Source organism: Rhodococcus sp. 4CII (genome assembly GCF_014256275.1).
GTDB classification, from domain to species: Bacteria; Actinomycetota; Actinomycetes; order Mycobacteriales; family Mycobacteriaceae; genus Rhodococcus_F; species Rhodococcus_F wratislaviensis_A.
The window spans coordinates 7,805,126-7,821,090 of the sequence record NZ_JACCFE010000002.1 but is presented as its reverse complement, the minus strand read 5'-3'; the positions used below and the strand labels follow the sequence as shown (position 1 = coordinate 7,821,090).

The following is a 15,965-nucleotide window of genomic DNA, read 5'->3' as shown; positions in this document are numbered from 1 at the left end:
CCGCAGGAACACCTGCCGCATAGGCTTTCTCGTGCGTGACGACCACGTCGGATTCGTTGATGTCGTGCTTCGGTACGGGCATGGTGTTCCTTCGAGATCTGCGGGACGAACTACTATCAAGGGCTGGTTGGGTTCTTGCGGTGTCGTGTTCGTCGGCGTTGCTCGGGTGGGTTGTTCGACTGTTGGTCGCGGTGTTCCGCTCGTTCGTCGGCGGGAAGATCGCGCGGGCCCTCGTCGTGGATCCGGGTGAGGTGTTCGTCGTATCGGTCGGTCGTCATGCCGAATTCGACGAGTACGTCTTCGGATCGTGGCCCACCGAACGGCGACCACCGGCGGGCGAATTCGAGGATGGCGGCATCGAAGCTGTCCACGGCGTTGTCCTTTCGAATGTTCAGCGACGGCACTTCTGGTTAGGGGTCGCTCGCGTGCGCGTGCGTTGACTCTGGTCAGTGTGAGTTGTCGAAGACGCCGGTTCCGCTCATTGCGATCCAGCGTCGCTGGATTCGGGCGAGTGCGATGTGTCGGGCGAGGTGCCGGATGAATGCCGCGGACCGGTTGGGCGCGAGCAGGCCAGCGAGGGCGATGACGGCGTGGATGGCGGGTAGGAGCACGCGGAGGTTCCTCATTATGTGGGGCGCCGCGCACAGGGGCTCGGATACGTCCCTGCGATCGATGCGTTCGGGGGTGTTGTTCAGCCCGGTGTACCGGTGGGATGCTCGCCGTCGCTGTCGAGCGCCGCACGCAGCGCGTCCCGCGAGTCGATGTCGAGTTTCCGGTAGATGTTGCGCCGGTGCCATTCGACAGTGCTCATCGTCAGGTAGAGCGTTTCGGCGATGCTCCGAGTGGTCAGTCCGTCCGCGAACAGTGCGGCGATACGTTGCTCGCTGGGGGTGAGGGCATTGAGACCGTGGATGACCTGTCGGCGGGGTCGTGCGCCGCTGACGAGCAGTTCCTGATGGGCCTGTCGTTCGACTGCCGTCGCCCCGGAGCGGTGGGCGAGATCAAGTGCCTCGCGCAACGTCTCGCGGGACCGAACTTTCTTCCCGAGCCGGCGTTGCGCGGATCCCAATTCGATGAGGGTGCGGGCGAGCTCGAGCGGCGAGCTTTCGGCGGATTCGAGTACGGTGACCGACTCTTCGAGAAGGGCGATCTCGGGGTTGGGTGAGGCCACCAATGCTCGCTCACGCAGGGCCGAGCCCAGGGTGGAGCAGAGGCCGAACTGGCGTGCGAGCTCGATGTCGCGGTCGATCAGTTCGATGGCGGCTTCGGTTCTCCCGGCCGCGTGCAGGGCTCGGCCGGCGAGTGAGCGCCAGGGGGCGAGCATGTAGCCGGGGTTGTGGAAGCGGTTGTTCTCGAGGAGCTTCCCGACGCGTAGGAAGTCGTCGGATGCGCCGTGGAAGTCGCTCTGAAGCAGGCGTAACCGGCCACGCGCCATGTAGAACCAGACGTTGAGTGTGCGTGTTTCACGGCTGCGCAGCTGCGCCTCGGCGTCGTGGAGGACTTCGGCTGCCTGTTCGAGTTCGCCACGGTCGATCAGGCAGTAGGCCAGAATTCCCTGCGGGGCGGGGACTGTCGAGTTCCATCCGCGTTTCATTCCGATGATCGCGGCCTGCGCGTCGACCATTGCCTCGCTGACACGGCCGAGGGAGTACATGGCCATGGAACGGGCGAGGGAGATTTCGGCGAAGATCAGCGAGTCACCCCGCATCCGGGCGTCGGTGAGGACGCTGTCGGCGACTTCGGCGGCGTCGTGGGCTCGGCCGCACCAGGTCAGGGCGAGGATGGCGTGGCTGATGGTCATGCCGTCGGAGGTTTCGCGCCAGAGTTTCACGCTGTCGCCGAGTGCCTGGAGAACCAATTCCGCGTGGTCGGCGGAGCGGGGTTCGGACATGGCGCGGAAGACTGCCAGGTGCAGGATCAGGAGTCGCTCGGCTGAGGTGAGTTCGGATTGTGCCGGGAAGGTCGTGGCCAGTGCGCTGACCCGTTGGTGGGCCTCGTGGGGGCGGTCGACCAGGTACGCCGCCGACGCCATGTAGCCGGCCTCGAATCGCAGCGCGAGGTCGCGGTCGGTGTGGGTGAAGGTGTCGGCTCCCTTGCGGAAGACGGTCAGGGCTTCGGCGGGGCGCCCGTATCGGAACAGGGTCTGGCCGAGTGCGTACATTGCTCGGGCCTGCTCGTCGGGTTCGTCGATCAGTTCGAGTGCGGACTCGAGGTGGATCAGGGAGTTGGTCTCTCCGGCAGCGGCTTCCATGATGCCGAGATCGATGAGCAGGTTCGCGTGCTGGCGCGGATCCTCGTGCTGCATCGTCAAGGCCCGACGGAGGTATCCGGCCGCGGCGCTCGGGGCGCCCTTGCGTGCGGCGCTTTTCGCCGCCGAGTGCAGGGCTGTTCGTGCCCAGTCGGAGTCGGTGGGCGCTCCTCGCATCAGGTGCACGGCGACTCCGTCCATGTCCGCTTCGGACGCCCGGAGCAGTTTCGCGGCTTCGAGGTGGCAGCGGGCGCGGTCGTTGGAGGGAAATTTGCGGTAGACCGCGCCGCGAATCATGGGGTGGTAGAACGACAGGTTTGCTGCGCTGGCGAAGATCTGTGCGGTGGCGAGTCGTTCGGCGGCGACGGTGGCAGCGGCGAAGTCGAGTCCACTGAGCTCCGCCGCCGTCGCCAGCGATGTCGAGGTACCCAGGACCGCTACGGCGCGTGCCAGGGCGAGCGCGTCGTCGCCGAGTCGGGCGATGCGGAGCATGACACTGCGGGTGACGGATTCGGGTGCGGTGTCCGGGACGGCGCCGTAGGGGTTGGCGGCCCCGACAGCCGAGCGGGAGTCCATCGCTGTGGCCAGTTCGCGAAGCAGGAAGGGGTTCCCGCGGGTCGCGGCCCAGCTTTCGTCGATCAGGGCGTCGTTGTCGTCGGCGTCGGGAAGCAGTGTGTGCAGCAATTCCTTGACCGCGTCGCGGCTCAGTTCGGCAGGTTGCAGGGTGTGTGACGCCTGCAGGGCGATGCGAGCGACGAGTTCGTTCTCGGCGGCCGGATCTCCGGTGCGAACCGCACCGAGGATGATGACCGGAAGGTCGCCGAGTCGCTGGGCGAGGTAGAGCAGGAATCGCAACGACAGCTCGTCACCCCACTGCAGGTCGTCGGCGATCAGGACGAGGGGCCGCTCCTCGGCGAGATTGGCGATGAGCCAGTAGAGGCTGTGCAGCAGCACGAACTCGTCGGTGAGGGCGGTGGCGGTCTCATGCAGGGGTCGTCGGAGCATCGGCTCCACCAGGGCCGCGTGTCCGCGGAATACCGCTTCGAGTTCAACCTGCGAGGCCCGGGCGATCCGGGTTTCCAGCAGGCGCAGGGCGAGCCCGAGCGGGAATTCCTGCTCGAGCTCGCCCCCACAGGTGGTCAACACTTCGGCGCCGAGGTCCTCACCGATTGCCTGCGCTGCGGCCAGCAACCGTGATTTGCCGATTCCGCTGGGTCCTTCGATGAGTAGCATCTGGCCGTCACCGCGCGTTCCGCTGCGGACTGCGCGGGTGATCGCCTCGACCTCTCTGCCGCGTTCGAGGAGCGGGGCAGGGTTGTCGGTCGACTGCTCAGGGGTTGGCATATCCACCTTCTCCGCGAACGATGCGGCTCCCTGCTCGGGTTGGACCTCCCGCGCGGCGTCTTCCAAGACACCGGGCAGGTCGGTTGTCTCACCTTGTGTATACAACATTGTTGTCCGTCTATCGATCGATCGCGACAGGCTCTTCTCCGGTGTGTGTCTCACGGGTCGGGGTGGCCGCCTGCGCCGGCGGGTGCCGGCGCGCGAACGCCACTGCGAGTGCGATCACCCCGAGCAGGAGCAGCACGATCGGGGCCACGGTACCGAGCACGGTCAGTGCGGTGCTGATGCTCGCGGCCGTGTCGGCGGCTGCTTGCTGGCTCTCGGGTGTGACGGTGGCGTCCACGGCGAGCACCGGGGTGACGTCGGTGACGCTGCCGTTCGCCGAGACTCCCGCGGTGACCTGCTGCTGCAGTCGAGCGTCGAGGACGACGCCGCTGGTGTCGTCGACATAGAAGGTCAGCGTGGTGTCGGCGGTGTAGGCCAGCGGCACCGGATCGGGCAAGGTCGGGACGAGGGGTCCGACGGCTGCCATCACGTCGGCGGGCAATGCCGGTGCGAGACTGGCCAGCAGGTCCTTCGGCAGCGCCGGTGGCAGGGTGGCCAGGGTTGCGTCGTCCTTCAGATTTCCGGACACGGTGGTCGTGTAGACGCGTACGTCTCGGCCCTGCCGGGTGTCCTGGCCGGTATAGGTGATGGGTGCGCTGGTACGCGACTGCGGGTCCCAATAGGTGTAGCGGTCCTCCGGTGCCGGATGGACGGGGAAGGCGACGGTCAGCCCGGAGGCCTGCTCCACCGCGGGTGCCCCGTCGGGGCCGCTGACGGCGCCGAGGCTGGTGCGGTCCACGGCGTAGGTGTGGGTGCTGGGCAGAACGGCCGGACCTGCCTGGATGGTCGCCTCGTCGGCGACGACGGCGGTGCTGCCACTGGTGTCGAGGACGTGGACCCGTCGGTCGATGGTGACCGGAACGTCCTTGGCGATGGCGTTCGCGACGTCGCCGGTCTGCAGGGCGTCCGCGTTGAGCAGTGTCGCGGTGCCGGTGTAGGTGACGGTGACATCGGTGTCCGACGGCAACTGGGCCATGTACGGGGTGACCACGAAGCGGGTGAGTGCGGCCAGTGCAATCAGCACGAGGCCGATCACCCCCCACACGGCAGATGAGCGTCGCATTTTCACAAAGGTCTCCAGTTCGGGCTGGGGCGAGGTCCTCGCCTCACCGGTGGCCGGCCACACCGAGGCGCGCCGAGAGGCGATTCGGTGTGGCCAGGCCTTCAGATGCCTGCACACAGAAGCTGGTTGAGCTGCGCTGCGGGCGAGAGTGGGGCGCGCACGCAGGTGGGATCCTCCGATTGATCCAGACCCACCTGCGCGGTCCCGGCGGGCGCATTGTGCGCCGGTCACAGATACCTATGACAGTCGAGCTCGGGTGGCACGATCACGTGCCGGCTGCGGTCTCACACGGCCAGTGCCGGTTCCTGGGACAGATCGCGGCGGCGGCTGTCCTTCTTGTAGGGGGCCGGTGCGACCGTGGCCCGAATTTCGGTCTGCGGGGTGCCGGGCTTGCCCCACAACACGGTGACCTCGGTGCCGGGTTCGGCGTACTCGGTATCGATGAAACTCAGTGCGAGGGTCTTCCTGAACCACCGGCTGTAGCCGGGGTGCGTTGCGTGGCCGATCTTCTTGCCATCCTTGAGGATCCAGTCGACCCAGTTGCACACCAACTGCACCTCGGGGAGGTCGAACTGCTGGTAGACAGGGCCGTCGGCGTAGAGCGAGGCGTGGATGCGCTTGACGTCCTCGCTGTTGAATTCGAGGGTGACGACCTGGCGGCGCGGGTGGGCGGCTTCCTTCTCGAGCGCTTCGCGGCCCGGGAAGTCGTGATCGAACGCAATGTTGCGGCCCCAACCCATTTCGATCGGGCTGCGGTAGAGCTCCTTGAGGTCGTCACCGTCCCAGCTGCCGTCGAAGGAGGTCGCAAAGTTGTGGCGCAGTGGACCGTTGAACGGTGACTCCACCCATTCCGGGGGGAGGTTCTCGTCCATGAACTTGTGGTAGTCGGCCTTGCTCTCGTCGGAGAGGGCGTTGAAGAAGTGCATTCCGCCGGTCGGGTAACAGGCCTCGAGATGGTTGATCATGAACGTGCGGGTACCGAGCCGGCGGATGCCGAAGTCCTTGCCGGCCTCGAGGATGGCTTCGAGGACCTTGCCGTGGTTTTCGATGGGTCCCTGGATTTCGAAGCCGATCTCACCGGCCATGCCCTGACGAAGGAATGTCACATCGATGTCGTTGATGACACCCTGGCGGGTGTTCATGAACTTCACATCACGAAGCCCGGTCTCGGTGAGCTTTTCGATCACTGCCAGGGCCTTGGGCCCGGAGACCTGGAACTTGTGGGTGAGCGGGAACGAGACCTCGACGTCGTAGCCGCCCTTGCGGGCGTTGTACAGCGACCACTGCGGGGTGCCGACCTGATATTCGAAGTCGTCCTCGGCGTGCCGGAGCAAGATGCCCTCGGCGATGACCTTGCCGTCGTCGTTGCACTGGATGACGTGCTTGGCCTTACCGACCGGGAAGTTGACGAAATCGTTGACCGACAGGTCACGGAAGAGCTTGAGCGCGTCGGGTCCCTTGAAGCGGATCTGCGGGACGAAAGACCAATCACCGACATAGCAATCGGTGTGCCACGACAGCTGCTCGTCCATCCATCCCGTGTGTTCGGGCGGCCCCATGACCGGAAAATATCCGACGGGCGCGATTCCCGTGAAGGCGCGGAAGGGTGCTGGGTCCGTCATTTGAGTTTCCTCCTGAAGATTGTGACCGCGACCACATCGGGCGGCCTTCGTCAGCGTATGTCGCACCACACCCCGTTTCGGCCCTCCGAACCCCCGGGGGTTTTGATCCCATGGGGTCCCCCGAGCACCCCCGGGGGAGGGCCCCCGGCCGTGTTTGGGCAGGTGGAAGGGCCGTGCGGGTGTGGTTCCTGCACGGTTCCGGTGCTGGGGGGTGGGGGTTGGGATGGGTCAGGGCCGCTCGGTGAGTGCGGGTACCCGGGTGGGGCTGAGTTCGATGATGCTGCGTGCCTTGTCGAGGCATTCCTGCCATTCCGCGGCGGGGTCGGAGTCGATGGTGATCCCGCCGCCGACGCCGAGGACGGCGCCGCCGGTGGGGGTGAACTCGACCGTGCGGATGGCGACGTTGAGTTCGAGGCCGGCCAGCGGGCTGCTCATCCCGACGGTGCCGCAGTACACGCCCCGAGGTTGCGGTTCCCACCCGGAGATCAGTTGCCGGGCCCGTGTTTTCGGGCATCCGGTCACCGATGCCGGCGGGAAACTCGCCTCGAACAACTCGGCCGAGGTCGTGGCCGGGGGTAGCTGCGCTTGCACGGTGGACACCAGATGCCACACCCCGGGGGCCGGGTGCACGCGCAGCAGGTCGGTGACGGTGACGGTGCCGGTGACCGCGAGCCGGCCGAGATCGTTGCGGACCAGGTCGACGATCATCACGTTCTCGGCGACGTCCTTGGCCGAGACCCGCAGGGCGGCGGGGTCGGCGGTGAGCGGCAGGGTCCCCTTGATGGGGCTGGAGGTGACGGTGGTGCCGTGGCGGGCCAGGTAGAGCTCCGGGGACAGTGAAGCGACCGCCCCCCAGTCCCCCTGCAGGTACGCCGCCCGGGTGGGATGGGTCTGGTCGATGCCGTCGGCGAAGAAGTCCGCCGGCCGGCCGGTGATCTGCCCGGTGAATTGGGTGCAGATGCAGGCCTGGTACACCTCGCCGGCGCGGATCGCGTCCTTGCAGGCCTCGACGTTGTGGTGGTGGGAGGCGCGGTCGGGGGGTGTCCACCGCATCGACCAGGTGCGCGGTTCGGCCTGTGGGTCGAGGGCGGCGGCGGCCAGATCCGGTGGGCAGGGGGTGTCGGTGAGGGTTTCGTACCACCAGCATCCGCCGGTATCGAGGCGCAGTACCGAGTCGGTCCAGCCGCCGGCGGCCGCGGGGAGCCGGCCCGCACCGTCCGGATATCCCAGGTAGCCGATCCATCCGCCGCCGATCAGTGGGTCACCGGGAGCGGGCGGGCGGTCCGGGTGCCCGCCGGGAAACGCGGCCCGGGGCGTGACGGGCTGGGTGTGCAGGTGCGGGGCGATCACCGCGGCCGCGCCGAACCACTGGCCGACCAGCGCGGCCGGGGCCGGCAGCAGCATCTGCCGGGCCCGGGTGTGCAGCGCCCGGAGTACCTCGGCGGGCCGGCCACCGGGCCCTAGACGTTGCAGGCGCACGGTCGGACACCCGGATCCCTCACGGGAGCAACCGTTCCAGCACATCATCGACAGCAGCAGGCCGGCCGATCATCGGGTCGCACCCTGCCACGCCGCCACCACAGCCACAGCCCGACGCGTGGATTTCACGTTATGGACCCGTACACAGTAGGCGCCGGCTGCGGCGGCGAGCGTGGAGACCGCGCAGGTGAGGTCGTCGCGGTCGGCAGGCGGGGGGATGGTGGCTTCGACGTCGGTCATCAGCGCCCCGAGGAAGGACTTGCGGGAGGCGCCGACCAGTACCGGCCGGCCCAGCTCACGGATCCGGTCGAGGTGAGCGAGCAGCGCCCAGTTGTGGGCGCCTGTCTTGGCGAATCCGAGCCCCGGGTCGAGAACGATGTGGTCCTCGCGGATCCCGGCACCGATCAGTGCGTCGAGGCGGTCGGCGAGTTCGGTGACGACATCGGTGACGACATCGTCGTAGACGGCGCGCTCGGCCATCGTGGTGCTGTGTCCGCGCCAGTGCATGGCGATGAACGGCACACCCAGGCCCGCGACGGTCGCGGCCATCGCCGGGTCGGCCAGCCCGCCGCTGACGTCGTTGACCATCGATGCCCCTGCCGCGACCGCGGCGGCCGCGACCTCCGCGCGCATGGTGTCCACACTGACCAGGACACCGGCCGCGCTCAGCGCCCGGACGACCGGAAGCACCCGCCGCAACTCCTCTGCGACCGGAACCCGCTGTGCCTGCGGCCGGGTGGACTCTCCGCCGACGTCGACGATGTCCGCGCCCTCGGCCACCAACGCCAGCCCTCGGGTGATCGCGGAATCGGCGGCGGCGCACAGCCCCCCGTCGGAGAACGAATCCGGAGTGACGTTGACGATGCCCATCACCAGGCACCGCGCCGGCGCGGGCCGCGACAATCGGACCCCGGATCGGGGTACCGCATCGGTGATGCGGTCGCGTTCGGTCGGGCGCGGCGGGTGAGAGTGTTCGGTCATGATGTGGTGCATTGCTGCCTTCCTGCCGGCCCGTCCCCATCTCCTGGCGGGCGGCGTCAGCGAAGCGCTTGCCCCCGCACCGAGCGGACCGGATATCTGCGGTGAACGTTAGTGACCGAGAGGCCGGACACGGCAGGGCTCGGGGGTATTCCCACCCCGGTGGGGCACAAATCCCATGGGAATCACCGGGCGAAATCGACCCTGCCCCGCCCATACGCTGAGTGCTGTCTCGAGTCGGACCCCATCTGCGGTCCCCATCGCCTCGGACCTCACGACCCCCGCTTTCATCCCGCTCAGGAGGGCATCATGACTGCCACACCGTCGACGTTGGCACCCACAACAGTGGACTTCGCTCCACCGCGCGCCGCTGGAGCTCAGGGCAAGTCCGGCGGGGGCGAGCTGACCGATCTGGGGCGTCTGATCCTGCACTGCGCCGATCAGCCCGGCATTGTCGCCGCGATCTCTCGGTTCCTCGCCGACCACGACGCGAACATCATCGAGTCCGATCAGTCGACGAGCGACCCGGAAGGCGGGCACTTCTTCCTGCGGATGGTGTTCCACAAACGCGACCTCCAGGCACACATCGAACAGATGGAGGCGACGTTCGAGGCCTCGATCACCGATCAGTTCGACGTCACGGACTGGTCGATAACCAGTGCCTCGGCACCGAAACGGGTCGCGGTGATGGTCTCTAAGTACGACCACTGTCTGTTGGATCTGCTCTGGCGCGCCCGCCGCGGCGAGCTGCCCGTCCAGATCGGCCTGGTCATCTCCAACCACGCCGATCTCGCGGCGGAGGTCCGCTCCTTCGGTGTGCCCTTCGTGCACATCCCGGTGACCCGCGATACCAAGGCCGAGGCCGAGGCCAAGCAGCTCGAGTTGCTGCGCGGCAACTTCGATCTGGTCGTGCTCGCCCGCTACATGCAGATCATCACCAACGACTTCCTCGAGAAGGTCGGGTGCCCGATCATCAACATCCATCACTCCTTCCTGCCCGCCTTCATCGGCGCCGGCCCGTACCAGAAGGCCAAGGACCGAGGGGTCAAGCTCGTGGGCGCCACCGCGCACTACGTCACCGAGGACCTCGACGAGGGCCCGATCATCGAGCAGGACGTGGTCCGGGTCAGCCACCGGGACGACGTGGCGACCCTCGAACGACGCGGCGCCGACGTCGAACGTTCGGTGCTGCACCGAGCCGTGCTGTGGCACTGCGAGGACCGTGTCCTGCGTCAGGACAACACCACGGTGGTGTTCGCCTGATGAGCGCCACCATCATCGACGGCAAGGCCGTCGCCCAGACGTTGCGGCACCGAGTCGCCCAAGAGGTCGCCGCCCTCGACCGCCGCCCCGGGCTCGCGACGATTCTCGTCGGAGAGGACCCGGCGTCGGCGATCTACGTGTCGAACAAGCGCAAGCTCTGTGTGGAGGCCGGGATGCGGGATCGGCACCGGCTCCTGCCCGCGCAGGTGTCGCAGGCAGAGGTCGAGGACGTCATCGACGAACTCAACCTCGATCCCGAAGTCGACGGCATCCTCCTGCAGCTACCGCTGCCCAAACATCTCGATGCCCCGTCGCTGATCGAACGGATCGATCCGGACAAGGACGTCGACGGACTCACCGAGACCAACGCCGGACGTCTGGCGCTGGACAGGCCGGGTCTGCGCCCGTGCACCCCCTCGGGTGTGATCCAGCTGCTCGACTCCGCCGGCATCCACCTCGAGGGAGCGCACGCCGTCGTGGTGGGACGCTCCGATCTGGTGGGGCGTCCGCAGGCCCAGCTGCTGCTGGCCCGCGATGCGACGGTCACCATCTGCCACCGGCATACACGGGATCTGGCCAGTCATACGCGCGACGCCGACATCGTCGTCGCGGCGGCCGGGGTCCCGAAACTCATCGGTGCCGAGCACATCAAACCGGGCGCGACGGTGATCGACGTCGGAATCCACCGCACCGACGGCGGCCTGTGCGGCGACGTCGACTTCGATGCCGTGGCCGGTATCGCCGGGCACATCACCCCGGTCCCCGGTGGGGTGGGCCCGATGACCATCGCGACGTTGCTGCGCAACACGTTGACCGCGGCCAATCTGCACAACAGCTCGCACCGGGAGACCCGCACCAACGGGTCCGGGCCGGCACGCGAGGGCGTGGCTGTCACGGCAGGACGGACCCCGCTGCCGGTGCAACCGTAGCGAGTCAGGCGATGTTCAACTCCCCCGTGCGCCCACGAAGTGCTGCGGCGTCTGACTCCCGGGCGGGGTCAGACGCCGGGCGCGGCCTCTGCGGGGGCCGGGCGGGCGCGGCCGCTGGCCGCCTGAACGATGGGGGCGATCATCTTGTGGCTGTAGACGACGTGCTCGACGACGGCGTCGCGGACGGTGTTGGCATCGCCGCCGCGGGCTGCGTCGACCAGGACCTGGTGGGAGGCAATGATCCTGTCCGCCACCTCCGGGTCCGGGTGCGCCCCGACGTACAGCTGGATGTAGCGCTCGGATGCCACCCACAGTTGGTCGAGCAGTCGGCGGTCCCAGTCGGTGGCGCTGGGCAGCATCAGCAGGTGGAATCTGGCGTGCACGGAGTAGACGTCGAAGGCGTTGCCCCGGGTGATGATGCGTTCGAGCTCGCCGAGGGTCTCGTCGAGCAGGGTGAGCCGCTCGGGTGTCATGAGCTCCGCCGACCGTTCGGCGATCTGCCCTTCCAGCAGGCCGCGCAGCCGGTAGACGTCGTCGAAGTCGTCGGTGTTGATGGGGGCGATCTGCGGTCGCCGGCCTCGCCGGAACTGCACCAGTCCGCGGCCCTCGAGGCGGCGCAGGGCTTCGCGGATCGGGACATTACTGACGTCGAGGATCGCACTGAGTTCCTGGATGGCCACCGGCTGTCCAGGTTTGAGCTCGTTGGCGAGGATCATGTTCAGAATATGCGCGGCGACCTGGTCCACGACGGACCTCGGGCCGGAGCCGGAGCCGTCATGCGTGGCCCGATCAATGTCTTCCATTAGCAGGATCCTATCGGTCCGGATTACACGAAACCTTCGTGTGCTGCCGTGTTCCTACCGGGCTGTCCCGGCAGGTCGATCGTCGACGCCGGAGGCCGGGCCACCTGATGGTGGCCCGGCCTGTCGGCGGTGTGCGCTATCCGGGGTGCGCCCGCACAGCGGTGGGCAGCTCGGGCGGGGCGGCGCGTCCGTGGTGCAGGAACGTCGCCGCCTGCGCCTGCAATCGCGGCGAGTGGGGTGTCGAGACGTGATCGACTCCTTCGAGGACCAGGCCGGTCAGGTGCGGGAGCGCCGCGCTGACCTGATCCGCCGCGCCGGCGATGACGTCCTGGTCGCCGACCACCAGCAGGACCTGGGCGCCGATTGCGTGCAGTTGGTCTGCGGTGAGCAGGGACGGGGGGCGCTCGATGGCGGCCGCGAGGGCGCGGGGGTCGTTGCCGGATGCGAGCGCCTCGGCGAGCACCGGGCGCAGTGCGGCCGGGGTGTCGTCGGTGATTCCCGCGTGCAGGGCCTGCGCCACCGCGGCGCCGTTTTCCGGGCGCAGCAGATTGTCCCCGACCCCGGCGATGACCAGTCGCCGGAACCGCTGGGGCTGCTCGGCGGCGAGCTGGAGCAGGAGTTTGCCGCCGAGCGAGAACCCGACCCCGTCGACGACGGTATCGGCCGGCAGGTGCGCGGCGAGTTCGTCGGCCATGTGCGCGTACTCGCCGCTCTCGTGCGGGGCACGGGCGCTCCCGTGCCCGAGCAGGTCCACGGAAATGATCCGGCGGCCATCCTGCTCGAGGGTTCGTTCGAGGTCGGAGCCACCCCAGGTGCGTTCGTAGGTGCTGCCCCACCCGTGTACGAGGACGACGGGTGGGGTGCACGTGTGGTCACAGGCCACGTTCATTCACTTCCTGCCGAGAAGGACCGAGTCATTGTCCTGCGCGACGAAGACCGCTTCCAGGACGCGGCGGCGGATCAGCCAGTTGCCGCCGGTCCTGACGAAGTCGTCGACGACGTCGCAGATCGCCGACGGCGAACCCAGCTCCAGGGGCGCAATCCCGTTCCGGGCGAAGAGGGTCAGGGCGTACGTGGCGGTGACCCGGGCGTCGTCGTGGTGGTCGGTGACGAGATTGGACACGAGGTGACGCGACAGGCGCGGCCCATGGGCCTGGCGTGCCGCGTACCCGCGTACGATCTCGTCCCGGCCGGTCATCGTCACCGCCGGCATCACACACGCCCCGTCTTCGGTGTACAGCAGCTCGCTACCGATCCCGGCGGCCCGGTCGACGTTCCACCAACTGCGGTACACCGCCTGCGCGATCACGGTATGACGATTCGACTCGGCGGCCGCCGGGTCGTGCGGAGGGTCCGAAGACATGCACTTCTCCTGAGGGAAGGTGAGGGGACGGGGTCAGGAACCGATCGTCATGAACGACTCGGGCATGTTGTACGCCCACCCGTTCATGATCTCGGGGAACTTCTCGGGGCTGGTCTCGCCGATGTAGCCCGGGTCGTCGTCCTCGAATTCGTTCATGCCGCAGCTGAATTCGTTGCGGTTTCCGGTCGGGTCGAAGGCGTAGGCGAAGTTGTTGGTGCCGAAGCCCTGGGTGTCCTGCGGGATGCCGCCCATGTGCCGGCCCGGCCCGAACTCCCACCGGTTGCCCGTTTCGGTGAGCCGGTCGCTGAGCCGGAAGTAGTGGTTGCCGTCCTGGACGGCGAACGCGACGTGGTGCAGCCGGTCCCCCGGGCGCTGCGCCTGCATGTAGGCGAGGTCGTGGTCGAGCTTGGAGGCGCGCAGCCAGGACGCCGCCCACTTGCCGGCGATGGTCAGTGCGAGGGACTGCTTGAAGCCCAGGACCATCTTCATGAACTCGGAGAACTCCTGCGGATCCCCTTCTCCGAGAAGGTTGATGTGGTCGATGTCGGTAGGAATGAACGAGCCGTCCGACTGGAAGTTCGTCACCCCGGCCCGCCGGTCGCCGTCACCGACCACGAATTCCATCCGGTGGCCGCTGGGCAGATCGAAGCCGAGGATGTCGCTGTGGCCGGGGCGGTCGGCTTCCTTGTACCGCTTGTGCGCCACCCCGTTCTTGTCCAGCCGCGAAATGATTTCGTCCAGGTCGTCGGCGTGGTCGACGCCGAACGCGAAGCTGTCGATGCTCTGCCCGCCGTCGATGAGCGTGAGATCGGCGTCGGTACCCGAACACGCCAGCAACGCGCGATCGGCGTTGCGGTCCAACACGGTCAGCCCGAGGACACCCTCGTACCACTCCAGCGCCTGACCCAGGTCCTTGACCCGCACGGCCGCGTGGTCGATCCGGTTGATTGCCATTTGTTACTCCTCGGAAGTTCGTTGACACGTTGTGAGCACGATCACCTATACTCAACACACGAATCGTATACACACTTTGGTAGGGCTGTAAAGGAGCGATCCGAACTCGGATCGCAGCGAGCCCTCCGTGGTTTCGCGGCACCGACAATGGAGGTAAGAGATGTACGCGGCAGATGACGTGCGGTCGAAGCTCGCGGGCGGCAAGCCGCAATCGCAGGGCCCGCCGGCTACCGGTATCCGAGCGGCGCAGTACCTCGAGTTTCGGGATTCCGAACCGGACGAGATCACCACGAAAGGCTCCAAGACCTGGGTCTTTCGCAGTCAGAACCTGGCCGTTCTGTTCACCGACGCCGTCGCCGGCGACACATTTTCGCGCGAGCAGGACGACGAGTACGTCGCCGTGCTCTACTCCGGCAGCGCGCCGATCCGGGTCGCCGCCGCCCACGACAGCGCCGAGGTCACCGAAGACGCCCTGGTGGTGATTCCGCCCGGTCCGAGCACCATCGAAGCGCTGACCGACGGGCCGGTCATCCGGTTGATCACCACGCAGAACGACGTCGCGGCCACCGCGAAGAACGCCGCCGCCTACACCGAACGGGACCCGCAGGTCGCCGACTGGCAGCCGTGGCCCGACCCCGTCGACGGCTTCCGGCTGCGGGTCTACCCGCTCGCCCAGACGCCCATCGCCGAGGGCAGGTTCGGGCGGATCTTCCGCACCACCAACATCATGGTGAACTTCCTCGCCGAGGAATCCGCGCCCCGGCCACCGGCCAAGCTCTCGCCCCACCACCACGACGACTTCGAGCAGATCTCGCTCGCCGTCACCGGTGACTACGTCCACCACATCCGCTACCCGTGGGGACCGGACTCGACCGAGTGGAAACCCGACGAACACACCCCGGTCGGTTCCCCCTCGGTCGCGATCATTCCCCCGCCCACCGTGCACACCAGCCAAGGGGTGGGCCCCGCCCAACAGCTGATCGACATCTTCTCCCCACCTCGCCAGGACTTCTCCGATGCCGGTTGGGTTCTCAACGCAAAGGACTACCCGACCCGATGATCACGACCCACACCACCAGCGGTTTCCGTGCAGGCCTCGAACGAGACAACCATCTTCCGCTCGGCACCTGGATCAAGCTTCCCGCCCTCGAAAGCGTCGAACTCGTCGCCGGCGCCGGATTCGACTTCGTGGTGATCGATCTCGAACACAGCCCCCTCGACCTCGGAACGGTGTACGCGCTCATCGGGATCGCCAAAACCTCCGGCCTGTCCCCGATCGTCCGGATACCCGCCACCGACACCGGACTCATCCAACGGGTGCTCGACAGCGGCGCGGACGGACTGATGTTCCCGCACATCGACTCCGCCGACGAGGCCCGCAGCGCCGTCCGAGCCATGCGGTTCCCACCACAGGGAACCCGCGGAGTCGGGAACACCAGCCGCGCCGGGCAGTGGGGCGCCCTCGACCGGAACGAATACCTCCGGTTCGGTAACGAGGAAGTCCTGTGCATCGCCCAGATCGAAAGCGCGGCAGCAGCACTCGTCGCGGGTGACATCGCCGCCGTCGACGGTGTCGACGCCGTCCTCATCGGTGCAGCCGACCTCGCCGTCAGCGAAGGGCACACCGAAACCGATGCCCCGATCGTCGAATTGATCGCCAAGGCCATCGCCGCGGTACGGGCCGCGGGAGTGCCGGTCGGCAACGCCGGGGCAGCCACCGAGGAGGCGGTGCGCGCCACCGTCGACGCCGGCTACGACTTCACCATGCTGAGCAACGACGCCACCCTGCTCGGCAGCGCCGCACGGCAGGCCGT

At 67.6% G+C, this 15,965-nt stretch carries 14 protein-coding genes and 1 pseudogene; 4 read left to right on the top strand and 11 right to left on the bottom strand.

Annotated elements, in window-relative coordinates:
- Positions 1-116 precede the first annotated feature (116 nt).
- The 7 genes from H0B43_RS36635 to folP all read right to left on the bottom strand — a co-directional run bounded on the left by H0B43_RS36635 (position 117) and on the right by folP (position 8,731).
- On the bottom strand, positions 117-371 hold the full coding sequence (locus tag H0B43_RS36635; protein ID WP_312034135.1) for a DUF3263 domain-containing protein: 255 nt from the start codon (positions 369-371) through the stop codon (positions 117-119).
- A 75-nt stretch (positions 372-446) separates the two neighbouring features.
- Entirely contained in the window at positions 447-611 is a 165-nt protein-coding gene (locus tag H0B43_RS36630) for a hypothetical protein (RefSeq protein WP_185730483.1), read from the bottom strand.
- Positions 612-691: 80 nt separating this feature from the next.
- Positions 692-3,700: an AAA family ATPase gene (locus H0B43_RS36625; RefSeq protein ID WP_185730482.1), complete on the bottom strand. Its 3,009-nt coding sequence runs from the start codon at positions 3,698-3,700 to the stop codon at positions 692-694.
- A gap of 10 nt (positions 3,701-3,710) precedes the next feature.
- Complete coding sequence (locus H0B43_RS36620) at positions 3,711-4,760, bottom strand: porin PorA family protein (RefSeq protein ID WP_185730481.1); 1,050 nt, start codon at positions 4,758-4,760, stop codon at positions 3,711-3,713.
- Between the two features lie 284 nt (positions 4,761-5,044).
- Positions 5,045-6,382, bottom strand: coding sequence for an aminomethyl transferase family protein (locus H0B43_RS36615; protein WP_185730480.1), 1,338 nt, complete (start codon positions 6,380-6,382; stop codon positions 5,045-5,047).
- A gap of 228 nt (positions 6,383-6,610) precedes the next feature.
- Positions 6,611-7,861 (bottom strand): aminodeoxychorismate synthase component I, encoded by a 1,251-nt coding sequence (locus tag H0B43_RS36610; RefSeq protein ID WP_185730479.1) that lies wholly within the window; start codon positions 7,859-7,861, stop codon positions 6,611-6,613.
- Between the two features lie 69 nt (positions 7,862-7,930).
- Positions 7,931-8,731 (bottom strand): dihydropteroate synthase, encoded by an 801-nt coding sequence (gene folP, locus H0B43_RS36605; RefSeq protein WP_213015348.1) that lies wholly within the window; start codon positions 8,729-8,731, stop codon positions 7,931-7,933.
- Between the two features lie 417 nt (positions 8,732-9,148).
- Between folP and purU the strand changes: the two genes are divergently transcribed.
- Positions 9,149-10,102 carry a formyltetrahydrofolate deformylase gene (gene purU, locus H0B43_RS36600; protein ID WP_133987540.1) on the top strand — a complete coding sequence of 318 codons (954 nt, stop codon included), beginning with the start codon at positions 9,149-9,151 and terminating at the stop codon, positions 10,100-10,102.
- A complete protein-coding gene (folD, locus tag H0B43_RS36595) occupies positions 10,102-11,031 on the top strand; it encodes a bifunctional methylenetetrahydrofolate dehydrogenase/methenyltetrahydrofolate cyclohydrolase FolD (RefSeq protein WP_185730477.1) in 930 nt (309 codons plus the stop codon). The genes purU and folD overlap by 1 nt, the downstream gene beginning before the upstream one ends.
- A gap of 68 nt (positions 11,032-11,099) precedes the next feature.
- Here folD and H0B43_RS36590 read toward each other — a convergent pair whose 3' ends face one another.
- The 4 genes from H0B43_RS36590 to H0B43_RS36575 all read right to left on the bottom strand — a co-directional run bounded on the left by H0B43_RS36590 (position 11,100) and on the right by H0B43_RS36575 (position 14,151).
- A complete protein-coding gene (locus H0B43_RS36590) occupies positions 11,100-11,834 on the bottom strand; it encodes a GntR family transcriptional regulator (RefSeq protein ID WP_185730476.1) in 735 nt (244 codons plus the stop codon).
- A 136-nt stretch (positions 11,835-11,970) separates the two neighbouring features.
- On the bottom strand, positions 11,971-12,723 hold the full coding sequence (locus H0B43_RS36585) for an alpha/beta fold hydrolase (protein ID WP_185730475.1): 753 nt from the start codon (positions 12,721-12,723) through the stop codon (positions 11,971-11,973).
- A complete protein-coding gene (locus H0B43_RS36580) occupies positions 12,724-13,197 on the bottom strand; it encodes a nuclear transport factor 2 family protein (protein ID WP_185730474.1) in 474 nt (157 codons plus the stop codon).
- A 33-nt stretch (positions 13,198-13,230) separates the two neighbouring features.
- A complete protein-coding gene (locus H0B43_RS36575; RefSeq protein WP_185730473.1) occupies positions 13,231-14,151 on the bottom strand; it encodes a VOC family protein in 921 nt (306 codons plus the stop codon).
- Positions 14,152-14,311: 160 nt separating this feature from the next.
- Between H0B43_RS36575 and H0B43_RS36570 the strand changes: the two genes are divergently transcribed.
- Positions 14,312-15,211: a hypothetical protein gene (locus H0B43_RS36570; protein ID WP_185730472.1), complete on the top strand. Its 900-nt coding sequence runs from the start codon at positions 14,312-14,314 to the stop codon at positions 15,209-15,211.
- A pseudogene (locus tag H0B43_RS42125) lies at positions 15,208-15,921 on the top strand (HpcH/HpaI aldolase/citrate lyase family protein); the annotation flags it as partial. The gene H0B43_RS36570 and the pseudogene H0B43_RS42125, both read left to right, overlap by 4 nt.
- Between the last annotated feature and the right edge of the window lie 44 nt (positions 15,922-15,965).

Excerpts from the sequence above, each read along its gene's own strand:
- H0B43_RS36620 (WP_185730481.1), bottom strand. The coding sequence starts at position 4,760 with ATGCGACGCTCATCTGCCGTGTGGGGGGTGATCGGCCTCGTGCTGATT.
- purU (WP_133987540.1), top strand. The coding sequence starts at position 9,149 with ATGACTGCCACACCGTCGACGTTGGCACCCACAACAGTGGACTTCGCT.
- folP (WP_213015348.1), bottom strand. The coding sequence starts at position 8,731 with ATGGGCATCGTCAACGTCACTCCGGATTCGTTCTCCGACGGGGGGCTG.
- H0B43_RS36585 (WP_185730475.1), bottom strand. The coding sequence starts at position 12,723 with ATGAACGTGGCCTGTGACCACACGTGCACCCCACCCGTCGTCCTCGTA.
- H0B43_RS36575 (WP_185730473.1), bottom strand. The coding sequence starts at position 14,151 with ATGGCAATCAACCGGATCGACCACGCGGCCGTGCGGGTCAAGGACCTG.
- H0B43_RS36580 (WP_185730474.1), bottom strand. The coding sequence starts at position 13,197 with ATGTCTTCGGACCCTCCGCACGACCCGGCGGCCGCCGAGTCGAATCGT.
- H0B43_RS36590 (WP_185730476.1), bottom strand. The coding sequence starts at position 11,834 with ATGGAAGACATTGATCGGGCCACGCATGACGGCTCCGGCTCCGGCCCG.
- H0B43_RS36625 (WP_185730482.1), bottom strand. The coding sequence starts at position 3,700 with ATGTTGTATACACAAGGTGAGACAACCGACCTGCCCGGTGTCTTGGAA.
- folD (WP_185730477.1), top strand. The coding sequence starts at position 10,102 with ATGAGCGCCACCATCATCGACGGCAAGGCCGTCGCCCAGACGTTGCGG.
- H0B43_RS36615 (WP_185730480.1), bottom strand. The coding sequence starts at position 6,382 with ATGACGGACCCAGCACCCTTCCGCGCCTTCACGGGAATCGCGCCCGTC.
- H0B43_RS36570 (WP_185730472.1), top strand. The coding sequence starts at position 14,312 with ATGTACGCGGCAGATGACGTGCGGTCGAAGCTCGCGGGCGGCAAGCCG.